Below are 15,550 nucleotides of genomic sequence, written 5' to 3'. Positions count from 1 at the left end.
AGATGGCCGGCCGTACCTCGGCCCCTGTGGGAGCGGGTTCACCCGCGAATGCGGCGGTAAGCCCAGCATCGCATTCGCGGGTGAACCCGCTCCCACAGCGGGCGAAGTACGCCGCCAAACAGAGGTTTTGACATGAAAGTTTTGATCATCGGCAGCGGCGGCCGTGAGCACGCCCTGGCCTGGAAAGTCGCCCAAGACCCACGCGTCGAGAAAGTTTTCGTTGCCCCGGGCAACGCCGGCACCGCCACTGAAGCCAAGTGCGAAAACGTCGCCATCGACGTCAACGCCCTGGAGCAACTGGCCGACTTCGCCGAACAGAACGTGCAACTGACCATCGTCGGCCCTGAAGCGCCACTGGTCGCAGGTGTCGTCGACCTGTTCCGCAGCCGCAACCTGGACTGCTTCGGCCCCACCAAAGGCGCCGCACAGCTCGAAGGCTCCAAGGCCTTCACCAAGGATTTCCTGGCGCGTCACAAGATCCCGACCGCCGACTACCAGAACTTCACCGAAATCGAGCCAGCCCTGGCCTACCTGCAGGAAAAGGGTGCGCCGATCGTGATCAAGGCCGACGGCCTGGCTGCGGGCAAAGGCGTGATCGTCGCCATGACCCTGCAGGAAGCCGAAGACGCCGTGCGTGACATGCTGGCCGGCAACGCCTTTGGCGATGCGGGTTCGCGTGTAGTCATCGAAGAGTTCCTGGACGGCGAAGAAGCCAGCTTCATCGTCATGGTCGACGGCCACAACGTGCTGCCAATGGCCACCAGCCAGGACCACAAGCGCGTCGGCGACGCCGACACCGGCCCGAACACCGGTGGCATGGGCGCCTACTCGCCTGCCCCAGTCGTGACCTCCGACGTGCACCAGCGCGTGATGGACCAAGTCATCTGGCCGACCGTGCGCGGCATGGCCGAGGAAGGCAACGTCTACACCGGCTTCCTTTATGCCGGCCTGATGATCGACAAGGCGGGCAACCCCAAGGTCATCGAGTTCAACTGCCGCTTCGGTGACCCGGAAACCCAACCGGTCATGTTGCGCCTGGAGTCGAGCCTGGTGCTGCTGATCGAAGCCGCCTTCGCCGAGGCCCTGGACAAGGTTGAAGCCCAGTGGGACCCACGGCCGAGCCTGGGCGTCGTGCTGGCTGCCGGTGGCTACCCGGGCGACTACGCCAAAGGTGACGCGATCAGCGGCCTGGACGCAGCCGCCAAGCTCGAAGGCAAGGTGTTCCATGCCGGTACCACCCTGAAAGACGGCCAAGTGGTTACCGCCGGCGGCCGAGTGCTCTGCGCCACTGCCCTGGGCCAAACCGTCGAAGCCGCTCAGCAGCAGGCCTACCGCCTGGCAGAGCAGGTCAAATGGGACGGCAGCTTCTACCGTACCGACATCGGCTACCGGGCCATTGCCCGCGAGCGCGGTGAACACCAGCAGTAACCTTTACCGAAGCGCCGTGATGCCTTGTGCCCACGGCCTTCGGCTCGTCGACAGGGCCCTTTCTGGGCCTTGCCTTCGACTTGGCGCGCCGCGCATAGTTAGTATCCGGCACATCGGCTAAGAAGGGATTTCGTAGTGCGTCGGCTTCGGATTGCCACAGCTCTGATCGTCAGCTTGCTGACCCTGCTCTGCCTGCTCCCGGCCTCGGCCGAAGAAGGCGGAGGCTGGTCCGTTCTGCTCGACGAACAGGCCAACCTGCAATTAAGCGACGTGCGCTCCGATCGCTACCGCAACCAGTTCAGCCCATTGCTGCTCAGCGACCTGGATGCCGCCCCTGCCGAACAAGCCCTGTGGCTGCACTATCGCCTGGAACCCGGCGATCAGGAGCAACTGCTACGGGTGTTTGCCCCAGACCTTTCAGGCCTGGACCTCTACGCCCTCGAGGGCGACAAATTACTGCGTCAGCTGCACCACGGGCGCCAGGCCGGCAATGCCAGCCCGACCCTGCGCGGCAGCGACCATGTGCTGCCATTGCCCAACAGCCGGCAGCCGCTGGACATCTACCTGCGCCTGGTTTCCGAGCACCAACTGCGCCCGGCCATCAGCCTTGAGCCCGCGGCCGTGGCCGCTTCCGACCAGACCCAACCGCTGCTGTTCGGCATGCTGTTCGGCGGCCTGGTGATGCTGATCCTGCACAACCTGATCCGCTTCCTCTATGGCCGCTCCACCACCACGTTGATTTTGGCGCTCTACCACGGCCTGATGCTGCTCAGCGGGTTGATCCTGCTCAACCTCAGCGGCCCCTGGTGGCACGTGTGGCACAGTGCGCAAACGCCAGCGGCCTACCTCACCCTGGTCCTCGCAGGCCTGGCTGGCCTGTATTTCACCCTGCATTTCTTCTCGCCGTGCCATTCGCCGCGACTCAACCGCCTGTTGCAGGGCGAGATGCTGGTGGCTGCGGTCAGCGGCCTGGTGCTGCTGTTCGTCGACACCTTGCCACTCAACCTGATGACCTATGCCCTGCTGGCCCTTGGCAGCGTCAGCATGCTGCTGGTCAGCGCCTATCACTGGTACAAGGGCTACGCGCCCGCACGCCTGTTCACCCTTGCCATGGGGGTCTACAACCTTGGCGGCCTGGTGCTGTTGCCCGCGCTTCTGGGCCTGACCCGCACGTCGACGCCGTGGCTGCTGTGCGTGCTCATGGGCTTGACCGTTATCTGCGGCCTGCTGCTTAACCTGGCGGTCAGCGAACGCCTGCGACGCATGAGCGAAGAGCGCTTCAGCGCCAGCCGCGCCCTGGCCGCCAGCGATGCCGAGATCAACGCCAAGGCCGAGTTCCTGGCCAAGATCAGCCACGAAATCCGCACGCCCATGAACGGCGTGCTGGGCATGACCGAGCTGCTGCTCGGCACGCCGCTGTCGGTCAAGCAGCGCGACTACGTGCAGACCATCCACAGCGCCGGCAACGAGCTGCTGACGCTGATCAACGAGATTCTCGACATCTCGAAGCTTGAGTCCCGGCAGATCGAACTGGACGATGTGCAGTTCGACCTCAATGCATTGATCGAGGACTGCCTGAACATCTTCCGGGCCAAGGCCGAACAGCAGAACATTGAGCTGATCAGCTTCACCCAGCCACAAGTGCCTCGCGTGATCAGTGGCGACCCAACGCGCCTGCGCCAGGCACTGTCGAGCCTGCTGGAAAATGCCCTGAAAAACACCGACCAGGGGGAGATCCTGCTGGTGGTGGCACTCGACCAACGTGGCGAAGCGCCGCGCTTGCGCATTGCCGTGCAGGACAGCGGCGAACCGTTGCCCGCCGCCGAGCGCGAAGCCTTGTTGCAAGCCGAGCTGCACAGCCATCACTTCCTCTCCAGCAACAAGCTCGGCGGCCACCTCGGGCTGGTCATCGCCAAGCAGTTGATCGGCCTGATGCAGGGCGAATTCGGCATCAAGAGCAGCAGCGGCATGGGCAACACCCTGTGGCTGACCCTGCCGCTGGACCCTTCGCGCCTGGAACAACCGCCCGCCGACCTCGATGGCCCATTGCGCGACGCGCGGGTACTGGTGGTGGACGACAACGACACCTGCCGCAAGGTGCTGGTGCAGCAGTGCAGCGCCTGGGGCATGAATGTCAGCGCGGTGCCTTCCGGCAAAGAAGCGCTGGCCTTGCTACGCACCAAGGCGCACCTGCGCGACTACTTCGATGCCGTGCTGTTGGACCAGAACATGCCCGGCATGACGGGCATGCAACTGGCGGCCAAGATCAAGGAAGACCCCAGCCTTAACCACGACATCCTGGTGGTGATGCTCACGGGCATCAGCAACGCGCCGAGCAAAGTCATCGCACGCAATGCCGGGGTCAAGCGGATACTCGCCAAACCGGTGGCAGGCTATACGCTGAAGACCACACTGGCCGAAGAGTTGGCCCAGCGCGGCCGTGAGCAAGCGGTGCCGGCCACCCCTCCCGGTGTGCCGCAAGCACTGGACCTGCCCCGCGACTTCCGCGTGCTGGTCGCCGAGGACAACAGCATCTCGACCAAAGTGATCCGCGGCATGCTCGGCAAGCTCAACCTCGAGCCAGACACGGCCTGCAATGGTGAAGAAGCGTTGCAAGCCATGAAGGCGCAGCGCTATGACCTGGTGTTGATGGATTGCGAAATGCCCGTGCTGGATGGTTTCTCGGCCACCCAGCAACTGCGCGCATGGGAAGCCGCGCACCAGCGCCCACGTACGCCCGTGGTGGCGCTGACCGCGCACATCCTTGCCGAGCACAAGGAGCGCGCCAAGTTGGCGGGCATGGATGGGCACATGGCCAAGCCGGTGGAGCTGTCGCAATTGCGCGAGCTGATCCAGTATTGGGCGAATCACCGGGAAGCCAAGACGGATCCGGCGCCTATCCCGTAAGCAATGCCGACGATGCATCGACAGGCACCCACCGCAGCCGAGGATCCCAACCCATGCTCCATGAGTTGTTCAGTGTCTACCTGAAGATGCTCGTGCTCTACAGCCCGTTCTTCGTGCTGTCGTGCTTCATCAGCCTGACCCGCGGCCATTCCAGCAAGGAACGCAAGCAACTGGCCTGGAAGGTTGCCTTCGCCGCCCTGGTCGCCAGCGTGCTGTTGTACCTGTTCGGCCGGGCAATCTTCGGCATTTTCGGCATCACCGCCGACGCCTTCCGCATCGGTGCCGGCAGCGTGCTGTTCATCTCGGCGTTGGGCATGGCGCAGGGCAAACCGGCGGTGCAGGCCGACAACGTTCAGCAGGACGTGACCATCGTGCCATTGACCATCCCCCTGACCGTCGGCCCCGGCACCATCGGTGCCCTGCTGGTGATGGGCGTGGGCCAGCCGCATTGGGACGACAAGTTGCTGGCCATCGCCAGTATCGCGCTGGCCAGCTTCACCGTGGGCCTGGTGCTGTACCTCTCGCACGGCATCGAGCGGATTCTCGGCGACCAAGGCCTGCAGATCGTCAGCCGTTTGATGGGATTGTTCGTCTGTGCCCTGGCGGCGCAGATCATCTTTACCGGGATCAAGGGTTACCTGGTGCTCTAGATCGCCATCTCATGGATCTCCTTCAGCGCGATTTTCACCAGGGCACGCTCCACTGCACTACGGCGCTCCTGGTCGAACAGGCGCGTATTGAATCGCACCAACTCTGCGGTCACGCGCGTGTCGCGGCGTTCACGAAATAGAAACCCAGTGGTGAACGCCACGCTGTTGCCGGCCTCGTGATAGACAACGATGTCCACGTAATTGCCACTGACTGGCGCACAGGACAACAGTTGAAACTGCGCCCGGTCCTTGCTGCGCGATTCAAAATGCAGCAGGGGCTTGCCGTTCTTCTTCAGTACTTCAAAAGCCAGCGCCATGTTGCTGGAATGATGAACACCCGCTACGGCATCGATCCTTCTCAACGCCTGGTCGACGATCTTCGGCCGTTGGGGATCCGGCCAGTGCACTTCTTCAGCCGACTTCGCGTCCCACCCCAAGTACATCAACTTTTTGCGGTAGTACTGATACTGGTCCTGGGCACTTTCTCCGGCCATGTCTTGCAAGGTCGTGCTTTCAGCCCACAGCGAAGCAAGCTTCACGGCTTTGCGCTGTTCAAGGCTGACACCAGGAATGAAGGCAACCAGGCTGGCGCCGACAACGGTGGCTTCATGTGTTTGCATGGCTATCCTCCAGCCTGAGCACGCCCAAATTTCTGATTCGTCCTGCGTACTGCTTGCGTTCGAGCAGCGCGTGCAGGCCTTGGCGATCAGCTTCCGTCAGCTGTTCGCCCAAGGTTGCAAGGGTGGTACGCAGGTCGGCTTTATCACTGGGTGGCGGTGATAACACGGTACAAGGGCGGATCTGTGCTGCGGGCAGCGTGCTCTTGAACGCCATCGCGCACAGGTCCAGGGAAGCGTCGGGCAGCATCACCCCCAACTCATAAACCGCGTGGGTTGCCTGGTCCTGTTCGAGCAAGGTGAAAGGCTGCAGGTATTGCTGCACGTCATCCCGCGAGAGTGTGGCAATCGCCGCCTGCACGTAACCGGACAGGCTGGGATGACGGGCCTGCAAATCATCTGTGAGTCGTTGAGCCAGTGGGGCATTGCCTTTCAAGGGCTGATAATCACTGCGACTGCTAGGGATGATCCACCCACGTGCCTCAAGGGCTGTGCGGTAGCCGCTGTACCAGCGCGTGAAATTGGCGAAGCGTGATCCATTCAATTTGTCCGAGCGCAACTGTGCGAACAGCAGCGAGTCCAGCGCATATTGCCACGACGGGGATGCCGTTTCGGCCATCAACAAGGCCGTGCCGCCAACGAGCCACAAGGAATAACCTTCCTTACTCATCGAAATACCTCGACTTGCAAACATTGAAAGAAGAGCGGGGCCTGAAAAGCCCCGCTCCCGTGTCAGATGTCGAATTCGCTGGCGGCTTGGACGGCCTTGTCGATCAACTTCTGCTCGATCGATGCACGAACCGCGTCGGTGTACACCACTTCGTTGAAGCTGAGCACCGCCGACCCGCAATACCGGTCCTTGCTCGAACTTTTCCATTCGAACACCGTGGTATTCAGATCGTTTTCGCCCGGCGAAGCACTGAATGCGTTGACCAGCATGAACAGTTCGCCTTCCGGCGTTTCGATGCAGGCCCCAAGGCCCGTTGTCGACACAGGATGCCCTTTGACATTCAGCTGGTAGATCTTCTGCGCTTCCTCGATATTACCCAGCGCGCTGATGGCATCGCCCGCCAGTTTTGCCATGGCCTCACCGATAGGCCCACCGAGCAGGGCTTTACCAGCGGCACTGGCGACTTTGAAAGCAATCGGTCCCAGGGTCAGCGACTGGCTTTGGTCATAGTCGCGTTCGTAGGAACGTTTACCGACCACCCAACCCAAAGTACGCATCACTTCCAGGAACTTGTTGAACCAGGCCTCGGATTCGCCATCGCGATCATGCAGCTTGGACGCCACGCGAGAGGCAAACTGGAAGGTGGTCTTGGCATCACGGCGGCTTTGCGCCGACATGCCAGCGCTGAGCGCCAGAAGCGATTGTTCGACAACGGCAATGCTGTTAGTGCTTACATCGGTCATGAGCAGAATCCTTGAAGGCCCCCGACGGGTATCGTCGAGGGGCCTTCACCCTATGCTGCAAACGACCGGGGTACAGGCATGAACGGGTTCCCTCGGCGCCTCACCCGGCGGTCGGGTACCAACGCGGCGTGTACACCCACTGGGTGCCATCGGCCTTGGGGAACTGACAGGTCGTGGAAGAACCCAGCAAGACCATGGTGCGCATGTCGACCATTTCTGGCACCAGTTCGGCCAGGGAGACCACCTTGAGTGTCCGCCCTGGCCTACCGATGTCGCGGCCAAGGACTACAGGTGTGTTCCCATCGCGGTGCTGTCGCACGATCTCCAGCGCACGCCCCAGCTGCCAAGGCCGCGAGCGGGAAATCGGGTTGTAGAACGCCAGGACCAGATCGGCCTGGGCCGCCAGGTCCAGGCGATGCTCGATGACCGACCACGGTTTGAGGTTGTCCGACAGCGACATCACGCAGAAGTCGTGCCCCAGCGGTGCACCCGCCTGGGCAGCGGTGGCCAGCGAAGCCGAAACACCCGGCAGGATCTCCAGATCAACCCGCTGCCAGGCCGGGTCGCTGGAGGCGTGCAGTGCTTCGAGCACGGCGGCGGCCATGGCGAAGACACCCGGGTCACCCGACGACACCACCACTACCGAGCGCCCTTGTGCAGCAAGCTCGAAGGCGTGGCGAGCACGCTGCATCTCTTCGCGGTTGTCGGTGCAATGCTGCACTTGGTCTGCACGGAACGGCCCGGCCATGCGCACGTAGGTTTCGTAGCCGAGGATGTCCTGGGCGCGTGCCAGCTCTGCCTTGACCGCCGGCACCATCAACTCCGCAGCGCCAGGGCCGAGGCCGATCACCGCCAGGCGGCCACGGCGGCGGCCGATCCGCTCGGCATCCACCGGTGCCGAAGCCACCGCGATGACGGCATTGGCCTGCTCGACCAACTGCGCGTCAGGCAGCGCCTGGGCCACCATGCCACGCAGGTCGCCAGGCTTGGCCGCGAAACGCAGCGCCACACCAAGCGCCTGCGCCGCCTCGTGCAAGGCGGCATCGGCCATGGCGTGCTCGCTCGCCAGCAGGCAGGCCAACGACTGCTCGGCAATACCCGCGTCATTTAGCGCCGTGCGAATGCCCTGCAGGTCTGCGGTATCGACGCCCACCACCACCGAACGCGGGTGGATCAGCAACTCGTCCCGGCTGCTCGCACGTGCCTGATGGCCGACATGAATCGTGCGCTGGGCCGATTCGCTGGCAGGCAATTGCGCCTGGTCCAGCCACGGCGCATCCCCTTCGACGCGTACCGTCTCGCCGGCCAACAGGTCGGAAACAAAGCGCTTGCCTTGCTCGATATCCGCCAGGGCATAGCCCTGTGGCGGGTTCAGCAGGCAGGTGCCGAAACGCAGCTCGCCACTGGTGGTGATCGCAGCCGCCACGCCCAATGCCTCGCCAATTTCACGCGCCATCACGTTCACACCGCTCAGGCCACCGAGCAGCGGCACCACCGCGCTGCCATCCTCGGCCACCGCCAGTACGGGCGGCTCGACGCCTTTCTCGCTGAGCACGCTGGCCAAGCTGCGGATGACGATACCGGCGGCGCACAGGGCGATGATCGGGGTGTCCTGCTGATACAGCGCGCGCAGGGTGTCGCCAAACGAGGCGTACGTTTGATCGGCGCCCTCGACACGGCCACTCAGGCCATGAATCACCGCCTGTGGATAACGCTGCTGGATACGCTGCGCCGTGGCCAGGCTGCCTGGCCCCAGAATGACGATTGCCGGTGCCTGTTGCATGCTCATCCCTGCCATTTTTCACCCGGCACGATGATCAGCGAGAAGTACGGCGACGACAGGGGGTCGACGTCCGCCAGCGGCACGATCTTCTGGTTGGCCATGGTCGCCCGCTCGACATACAGCGCACGCTCGTCCAGGCCCAGCTCGGCCAGCACGTCACGCACCTTGGGGAAGTTGCGGCCCAGCTTCATGATCACCGCCGCATCGGCATCGGCCAGGCGCCGCTTGAGCTCCTCGGCCGGCAGCACGCCCGACAGCACTGACAAGCTCTGGTTGCGGTACACCAACGGCGCGCCGAGCACCGAGGCGCCCCCGAGCATCGAGCAGACGCCAGGAATCACTTCAGCCTCATAGCGCTGCGCCAGGCGGTCATGCAGGTACATGTAGGAGCCGTAGAAGAACGGGTCGCCCTCGCAGATCACCGCCACATCGCGGCCGGCGTCCAGGTGCTCGGCAACCTGCACGCTGGCTTCATCGTAGAAGTCGCTGATGACCTGTTCATAGGACAGCGGTGCCGGCAAGGCTTCGGTAGTGACCGGGTAGACCAGCGGCAGCAAGGTCTGCTCTGGCTGCAGATGCGCCTCGATGATGCCGAACGCATTGCCGCGCTTGCCCTTGGCCACGAAGTAGCCAACCACCGGCGCCTCGCGCAACAGGCGCAGCGCCTTGACGGTGATCAGTTCAGGGTCGCCGGGGCCTACGCCCAGGCCGAGCAGACGTCCACGTGGCGCCATCATTCCACCTCCGTGGCAAGGGCGTTGACTGCGGCGGCGGCCATCGCGCTACCGCCCAGGCGGCCTTGCATGATCACGAACGGCACGCCACGGCTGTCGGCGGCGAGCATCGCCTTGGATTCGGCCGCACCGACGAAGCCGACCGGGAAGCCGAGGATCAGCGCAGGCTTGGGTGCGCCGGCGTCGATCATCTCCAGCAGGTAGAACAGCGCGGTTGGGGCGTTGCCGATCACCACCACGCTGCCTTCCAGGTACGGCCGCCACAGCTCCAGGGCCACGGCGGAACGGGTATTGCCGGCGTCTTTGGCCAGGCCAGGCACGCTCGGGTCGCGCAAGGTGCAGACCACTTTGTTGTCGGCGGGCAGGCGCGCGCGGGTGATGCCTTCGGCGACCATGTGCGCATCGCAGAGGATAGGTGCGCCCTTGGCCAGGGCTTCACGGCCGGCGCGGCCCGCCCCTTCAGAGAACTGCAGGCCGTCGATGGCTTCGACCATGCCGCAGGCATGGATCACGCGCACGGCGAGCTTTTCGAGGTCTGCGGGTATCCGCTCGAGTCGGGCTTCCTCACGGATGATCCGGAAGGAATTGCGATAGATCTCCTGACCATCGCGGATGTAGTCAATCATCAAGGTGCTCCGTCGGCAGGTCGAGCATGGCGCCTGCTTCGTTCAAGGTGAGGTCGATGGCACGCAGGGCGCCGAAGCCCGGCAGGCGCGCATCGCGCACATACAGGTCGTAACGGCCCGGTGAACGGGCCAGCAAGGTGGCCGGGGCAACATGGGCCACGGCGCAGGATCGGGGGCACCCGGACAGGTGCACGCTGCCCGGCACGCCAGGGCCCAGCAGCGCGGCCAAAGCCACGGCATCGGCCTTGGTTTCGCCCTGTGCCTTGGCGCAGCCACTGCTGCCGGTGCAGGCGCTGATGCGGGCCAGTGGCTCGTGGCTGTGGCACAGCAGGCCCAGCGTGGACAACTCGCCCTGGGCTTGCGTGATCTGGTCCGGGTCGAGATTGGTCAGCACCAGGCTCTGCCAAGGGCTCAGGCGCAGGCTGCCGTCACCCAGGTGCCGGGCGATGCGCGCGGCACCCCGCAGCATCTCGGGGGTCAAGCGGCCCTGCGGCGGAGCAACGCCTAGGGCGAGACCGTGGGCTTGTGGCAACACACCCAGCCACTCGGGTTGGCGTGTCGGGCGGCGCCATTCAAGCACGGCGGCATCGCGGCGGATGTCCAGGCCGAGCCCTTCGACGAACGCCGCGGGCGAACAGCATTCGAGCAACTGGCGCATGCGCGACTGGTCCACAGCGGCCAGGTCAAGAAAGCGCTCCAGCACCGCACGCACCAGGGCCAGGCCCTGCTCCACCGGCACCGCCCCGAGCACCTGGCCATCGGCGGGGCAGCCCGCCAGGCCAAACGCCAGCCACGTGCGCTGCTCGATAAGCAGCGCCGAGAGCCACAGGTCATGCGGGTGCTCAAGCATCGCCAGGCCTTCGCCGGCGTCCAGGAGCACAGCGAACTTCGCCGACAACTGGTGAAACCGCGGTGTGCCTTCCAGCAGGTCGAGGATCTGCCCCGCCAGCGGCCGGGCATCCAGCAGCATGGCAGGGTCATGCCCGGCCAGCGGGCTGAGCATCAGGTTGCGCACATCGTCACCGGCGGCTTCGCGCGGGCCCAGGCCTGCCGCGAGCAGCCTGGCGATCAGGCCTTGGTGGTCGCTGCCAATGCCGCGAATCTGCAGGTTGCCGCGGTTGGTTGCCTCGATCACGCCACCGGCAAAGCGCTCGGCGGCCTCGGCCACGGCATCGGCCTGGTCGGCCAGCAGCAGGCCACCCGGCAGCTTGATGCGGCAAATGCCGCCATCACGGGCACTGACGATGCGCCACAACCCCGGGCAGGCCGAGGGGCGAGGTGAAACGTCGGGGGCATGGGCCTGCTTCAAAGGGGTGTCCGGCAATCTGTGAAAGTGCGCTTGAGTGTAGAAGGCGCGGTATTATGCCTGCTTTGTCCGGCGGCATGAAAAGCCGGTGGTCGAGCTTATCGTTTACCCGGGGCCGCTTCGCGCCCCTTCGCGGGCAAGCCCGCTCCTACAGGGATCATGCTGTGCCTGTAGGAGCGGGCTTGCCCGCAAAGGGCGCGAAGCGGCCCCAGAAATGGCGGATTGAAACACATGGCACCCTGGCTGACAGTAGTAGGCATCGGCGAAGACGGCTTCAATGGCCTTGGCAAGCAGGCCCGGCGTGCCCTGCTGGGCGCTTCGCGGATCTTCGGCAGCCCGCGCCAACTGGCTTTACTGCCACGCTGCGTGGTCGGCGAGCGGCTGCTTTGGCCAACCCCTTTCTCTTTGGCGCCCGTGCTCGCCCAGCGCGGCGAACCGGTCTGCGTGTTGGCCAGCGGTGACCCGATGTTCTTCGGCGTCGGCGCCAGCCTGGCGCGCCAGGTGCCCGCCAGCGAGATGCGGGTGCTGTCGATGCCGTCCTCCTGTGCACTGGCCGCCGCCCGCCTCGGCTGGCCGCTGCAGGACGTGCAGGTGGTCTCGGTGGTCGCCCGGCCGCTGGCGGCGCTCAATGCACACCTGCACAGTGGCGCCCGCCTGCTAGTACTGAGCAACGACGGTGACAGCCCCGCAGCAATCGCCGCACAACTGTGCGAGCGTGGCTTCGGGCCGAGCCGCCTGCGCGTGTTCGAACACCTGGGTGGCACCGATGAACGCGCACTGGCCGGCACCGCTCAGGACTGGCCTCACACCCCGGTTGCAGCGCTCAACCTGGTGGCCATCGAATGCCTCGCCGCGCCCGATGCCCCGCGCCTGCCGCGGGTCGCCGGGCTGCCGGACAGCGCCTTCCAGCACGACGGCCAACTCACCAAGCGCGATGTCCGCGCCATCACCCTGGCCCGCCTCGCCCCCCTGCCCGGCGAGCTGCTGTGGGACGTGGGAGCGGGCTGCGGCTCGATCGGCATCGAGTGGATGCGCACCCACCCCGCCTGCCGTGCGCTGGCCATCGAGGCCGACGCAGGGCGCCAGGGTTTTATCGAACACAATCGCGATGCGCTGGGCGTGCCCGGCCTGCAACTGGTCCGTGGCAAGGCGCCTGAAGCCTTGGCAGAGCTCGAGCAGCCCGACGCGGTCTTCATTGGCGGCGGGGTAACGCGTGAAGGCGTGCTCGACCTGTGCTGGCAGCGGCTGCGCCCCGGCGGGCGACTGGTGGCCAACGCGGTTACACTGCAAAGCGAACTGGCCCTGGCGCACTTTCGCGAGCGACACGGGGGTGAACTGACCCGTATCCATGTTGCCCATGCGCAGCCGCTGGGCACGTTCGACACCTGGCGCCAGGCACTGCCAATCACCTTGCTCGATGTGGTGAAGCCCCTCGATGCGTGAAGAAACCCACGAGCAGCCCGCGCCCCTGCGCAGCGGCCTGACCACCGGCAGCTGCGCCACCGCCACCAGCCTCGCGGCGGCGCGCCTGCTGCTGACCGGCGTCTGCAGCGACGCCGTGAGCATCACCCTGCCCAAGGGCAAGGTCGTGCAGATGCGCCTGGAGTTCTGCCGCCGCGATGGCGAATGCGCCGAAGCCGGCACGCTGAAGGACGCCGGCGACGACCCGGACGTGACCCATGGTGCCCTGCTGTTCAGCCAGGTCCGCCTGCTGGCAGAGCCCGGCATCCGCTTCGTCGCAGGCCAAGGCGTCGGCACCGTGACACGCCCGGGGCTGGTGCTGGCAGTGGGTGAACCGGCGATCAACCCAGTGCCCCGGCGCATGATGGGCGAACACCTGCAACGCCTGGCTGACGAGTGCGCCTACCGCGGCGGTTTCGAAGTCACGGTCAATGTTCAGGGCGGTGAACAGCTGGCACTGAAGACCATGAACCCGCGCCTGGGCATCCTCGGCGGGCTGTCGATTCTGGGTACCAGCGGCATCGTCCGGCCGTTTTCCTGCGCGGCCTACATCGCCTCGATCCATCAGGGCATCGACGTGGCCCACACCAACGGCTACACGCACATCGCCGCCTGCACCGGCAACGCCAGCGAAGACACCATGCGCCGGGTCTACGGCCTGCCGGAAATCGCCCTGATCGAGATGGGCGACTTCGTCGGCGCCGTGCTCAAGCACCTGCGCAAGGTGCCGGTACCGCGCCTGAGCCTGTGCGGGGGGTTCGGCAAGATCAGCAAGCTGGCGGCCGGGCACATGGACCTGCACAGCCGCCACTCGAGCATCGACCTGCCGCAGTTGGCCGGCTGGGCGGCGGATATCGGCGCTGACGCAAACCTTCAGGCCGCGATCATCGCCGCCAACACCAGCCAGCAAGCCCTGGCGCTGGCGCATGCCGCAGGCATCGCCCTGGGCGACGCCGTCTGCGCGCACGCGCTGGCCTTCGCCCGCAGCGTGGTGCCGCCGCAGGTGCAGGTAGAGGTGTTCGCCATCGACCGCCAAGGCGGCATCGTCGGCCAGGCAGGTGTGCAATGAGCGCACGCATCCTGCTGCTGGGCGGCGTCACCGAGGCCCTGGCCATCGCCCGCCAGTTGGGCCCGCAGCACGTTTACAGCCTGGCGGGCATCGGCCGCGTACCGCAGGACCTGACCTGCCAAGTGCGCGTCGGCGGCTATGGCGGTGCCGAAGGCCTTGCCCAATACCTGCGCGAGGCGGGCATTACCCTGCTGATCGATGCCACCCACCCCTATGCCGCGCAGATCAGCCGCAACGCCGCCATCGCTTCACGTCGTGTAGGTATCCCCTGCTGGGCGCTGCGCCGCCCCGCCTGGCAGGCGCAGCCGGGTGACGATTGGCGCGAAGTGGACGACTGGGCGGGGCTGATCGAGGCGCTCGCGCCGTTCCGGCGGCCGCTGTTCACGCTGGGCCGCGAACCGCTGCAACACCTGGCAGAGATCCCCCCGGATCAGTTCTGGACCTTGCGTGCACTGGAGGCATGCCCCGGTAACGAACGTTGCGAGGTGATCGGCGCACGCGGGCCATTCCGAATCGAAGACGAACGTGTGTTGTTCGCGCGCCGCAAGATCGACGTACTGATCAGCAAGAACAGCGGCAGCGTGGCGACCGAGCCCAAGCTGGACGTGGCGCGGGAGCTAGGGGTGCCAGTATTGATCCTGCGGCGGCCGGAACTGCCGGTGGTCGATGAGACATTCATTCACTCAGACGCGTTGCTTGCCAGGCTGAAGCTCTGACTGCTCGCCAGTCATGGCGTATATCCCATTGACATATACGACATGCAACCTAAACTTCTGTCACACATTGTCGCTACCCTAGGAGGCCCATCATGGAGCAAGGTGCTGTCTTCAAAAGCAACCGCAGCCAGGCCATCCGCTTGCCAAAATCCGTCGCACTTCCCGATGGCATCACCCGCGTGGATATTGTTGCAGTTGGGCGTACGCGCATCATCACACCTGCTGGTGAATCATGGGACAGCTGGTTCGAAAGTGAGCCTGCAAGCGCGGATTACATGGCCAGCCGTGACCAACCTGCAGACCAGGAACGTGAAGGTTTTTAATGCTCAGGTACCTGCTCGACACCAATATCTGCATTTTCACGATCAAGAATAAACCGCAACGCGTCCGCGAAGCGTTCAATCGCCATCACGGCCAATTGGCGATCAGCACAATTACTCTGATGGAACTGATCTACGGCGCTGAGAAGTCGGATCATCCTGAGCGCAATCTTTCGGTGGTCGAGGGCTTTGCCGCGCGCCTTGAAGTACTCGATTACGATAGCCATGCGGCTGAGCACAGTGGCCAGCTTCGTGCGGAATTGGCCAGATCAGGGACCCCCATTGGTCCTTACGACCAACTGATTGCCGGGCATGCCCGAGCGCTTGGCTTAATTTTGGTGACTAACAATGTGCGCGAGTTTCAACGAGTACCCGGCCTAAGGGTTGAAGACTGGCTCGTTTCGCCCTGACAGCGTAACGGTTAGTTCTGCTTTCCTACAGCGCCTATCGACTTTGCCACCGCTCACGCGGTCGCACTCGAATGGCCTTTGTTCGCTCCGTTGCCTTAGACTTCAGCCCT

The 15,550-nt window shown here is 64.7% G+C and carries 15 protein-coding genes; 8 read left to right on the top strand and 7 right to left on the bottom strand.

Features of this window, described 5'->3' with window-relative positions; all coding sequences use genetic code 11:
* Window positions 1-132: 132 nt before the first annotated feature.
* The 3 genes from purD (at window position 133) to tspR (ending at window position 4,985) form a co-directional block, all read left to right on the top strand.
* Window positions 133-1,428 (top strand): phosphoribosylamine--glycine ligase, encoded by a 1,296-nt coding sequence (gene purD / locus QOS90_RS03610; RefSeq protein ID WP_085272338.1) that lies wholly within the window; start codon window positions 133-135, stop codon window positions 1,426-1,428.
* Between the two features lie 135 nt (window positions 1,429-1,563).
* Window positions 1,564-4,335, top strand: a complete 2,772-nt coding sequence (locus QOS90_RS03605; protein ID WP_085272337.1) for a hybrid sensor histidine kinase/response regulator — start codon at window positions 1,564-1,566, stop codon at window positions 4,333-4,335.
* Between the two features lie 53 nt (window positions 4,336-4,388).
* Window positions 4,389-4,985, top strand: a complete 597-nt coding sequence (gene tspR / locus QOS90_RS03600) for a type III secretion system genes modulator TspR (RefSeq protein WP_027592593.1) — start codon at window positions 4,389-4,391, stop codon at window positions 4,983-4,985.
* Here tspR and QOS90_RS03595 read toward each other — a convergent pair.
* From QOS90_RS03595 to cobG, 7 genes are all read right to left on the bottom strand, one after another.
* Complete coding sequence (locus QOS90_RS03595) at window positions 4,982-5,605, bottom strand: hypothetical protein (RefSeq protein ID WP_027592592.1); 624 nt, start codon at window positions 5,603-5,605, stop codon at window positions 4,982-4,984. The genes tspR and QOS90_RS03595 overlap by 4 nt on opposite strands.
* Window positions 5,592-6,272 (bottom strand): hypothetical protein, encoded by a 681-nt coding sequence (locus tag QOS90_RS03590; RefSeq protein ID WP_085272336.1) that lies wholly within the window; start codon window positions 6,270-6,272, stop codon window positions 5,592-5,594. Before QOS90_RS03590 ends, QOS90_RS03595 begins: the two co-directional genes overlap by 14 nt.
* A gap of 62 nt (window positions 6,273-6,334) precedes the next feature.
* Window positions 6,335-7,015, bottom strand: coding sequence for a hypothetical protein (locus QOS90_RS03585; protein ID WP_085272335.1), 681 nt, complete (start codon window positions 7,013-7,015; stop codon window positions 6,335-6,337).
* Window positions 7,016-7,115: 100 nt separating this feature from the next.
* The gene (cobJ, locus tag QOS90_RS03580; RefSeq protein WP_085272334.1) at window positions 7,116-8,798 is read right to left on the bottom strand and encodes a precorrin-3B C(17)-methyltransferase; all 1,683 of its coding nucleotides are present in this window, start codon (window positions 8,796-8,798) and stop codon (window positions 7,116-7,118) included.
* Between the two features lie 2 nt (window positions 8,799-8,800).
* A complete protein-coding gene (locus tag QOS90_RS03575) occupies window positions 8,801-9,535 on the bottom strand; it encodes a precorrin-2 C(20)-methyltransferase (protein ID WP_027592588.1) in 735 nt (244 codons plus the stop codon).
* Window positions 9,532-10,158: a precorrin-8X methylmutase gene (locus tag QOS90_RS03570; RefSeq protein ID WP_027592587.1), complete on the bottom strand. Its 627-nt coding sequence runs from the start codon at window positions 10,156-10,158 to the stop codon at window positions 9,532-9,534. The genes QOS90_RS03575 and QOS90_RS03570 overlap by 4 nt, the downstream gene beginning before the upstream one ends.
* Entirely contained in the window at window positions 10,151-11,482 is a 1,332-nt protein-coding gene (gene cobG, locus QOS90_RS03565; RefSeq protein WP_027592586.1) for a precorrin-3B synthase, read from the bottom strand. Before cobG ends, QOS90_RS03570 begins: the two co-directional genes overlap by 8 nt.
* 213 nt (window positions 11,483-11,695) lie before the next feature.
* On the opposite strand from cobG, the gene cbiE reads away from it, so the two are divergent.
* From cbiE to vapC, 5 genes are all read left to right on the top strand, one after another.
* Complete coding sequence (gene cbiE, locus QOS90_RS03560) at window positions 11,696-12,907, top strand: precorrin-6y C5,15-methyltransferase (decarboxylating) subunit CbiE (protein ID WP_085272333.1); 1,212 nt, start codon at window positions 11,696-11,698, stop codon at window positions 12,905-12,907.
* The gene (locus tag QOS90_RS03555) at window positions 12,900-13,994 is read left to right on the top strand and encodes a cobalt-precorrin-5B (C(1))-methyltransferase (protein ID WP_027592584.1); all 1,095 of its coding nucleotides are present in this window, start codon (window positions 12,900-12,902) and stop codon (window positions 13,992-13,994) included. The genes cbiE and QOS90_RS03555 overlap by 8 nt, the downstream gene beginning before the upstream one ends.
* A complete protein-coding gene (locus tag QOS90_RS03550; RefSeq protein WP_085272332.1) occupies window positions 13,991-14,710 on the top strand; it encodes a cobalt-precorrin-6A reductase in 720 nt (239 codons plus the stop codon). Before QOS90_RS03555 ends, QOS90_RS03550 begins: the two co-directional genes overlap by 4 nt.
* 92 nt (window positions 14,711-14,802) lie before the next feature.
* Window positions 14,803-15,033 carry a type II toxin-antitoxin system VapB family antitoxin gene (vapB, locus tag QOS90_RS03545; RefSeq protein ID WP_085272331.1) on the top strand — a complete coding sequence of 77 codons (231 nt, stop codon included), beginning with the start codon at window positions 14,803-14,805 and terminating at the stop codon, window positions 15,031-15,033.
* The gene (gene vapC / locus QOS90_RS03540; RefSeq protein WP_027592581.1) at window positions 15,033-15,440 is read left to right on the top strand and encodes a type II toxin-antitoxin system tRNA(fMet)-specific endonuclease VapC; all 408 of its coding nucleotides are present in this window, start codon (window positions 15,033-15,035) and stop codon (window positions 15,438-15,440) included. The genes vapB and vapC overlap by 1 nt, the downstream gene beginning before the upstream one ends.
* Window positions 15,441-15,550 lie beyond the last annotated feature (110 nt).

Origin of the sequence: Pseudomonas sp. LAIL14HWK12:I10 (genome assembly GCF_900184205.1) — a bacterium.
Taxonomy (GTDB): Bacteria; Pseudomonadota; Gammaproteobacteria; order Pseudomonadales; family Pseudomonadaceae; genus Aquipseudomonas; species Aquipseudomonas kermanshahensis.
The sequence above is the reverse complement of the archived record's forward strand: the minus strand, read 5'-3'. Positions and strand labels throughout refer to the sequence as shown.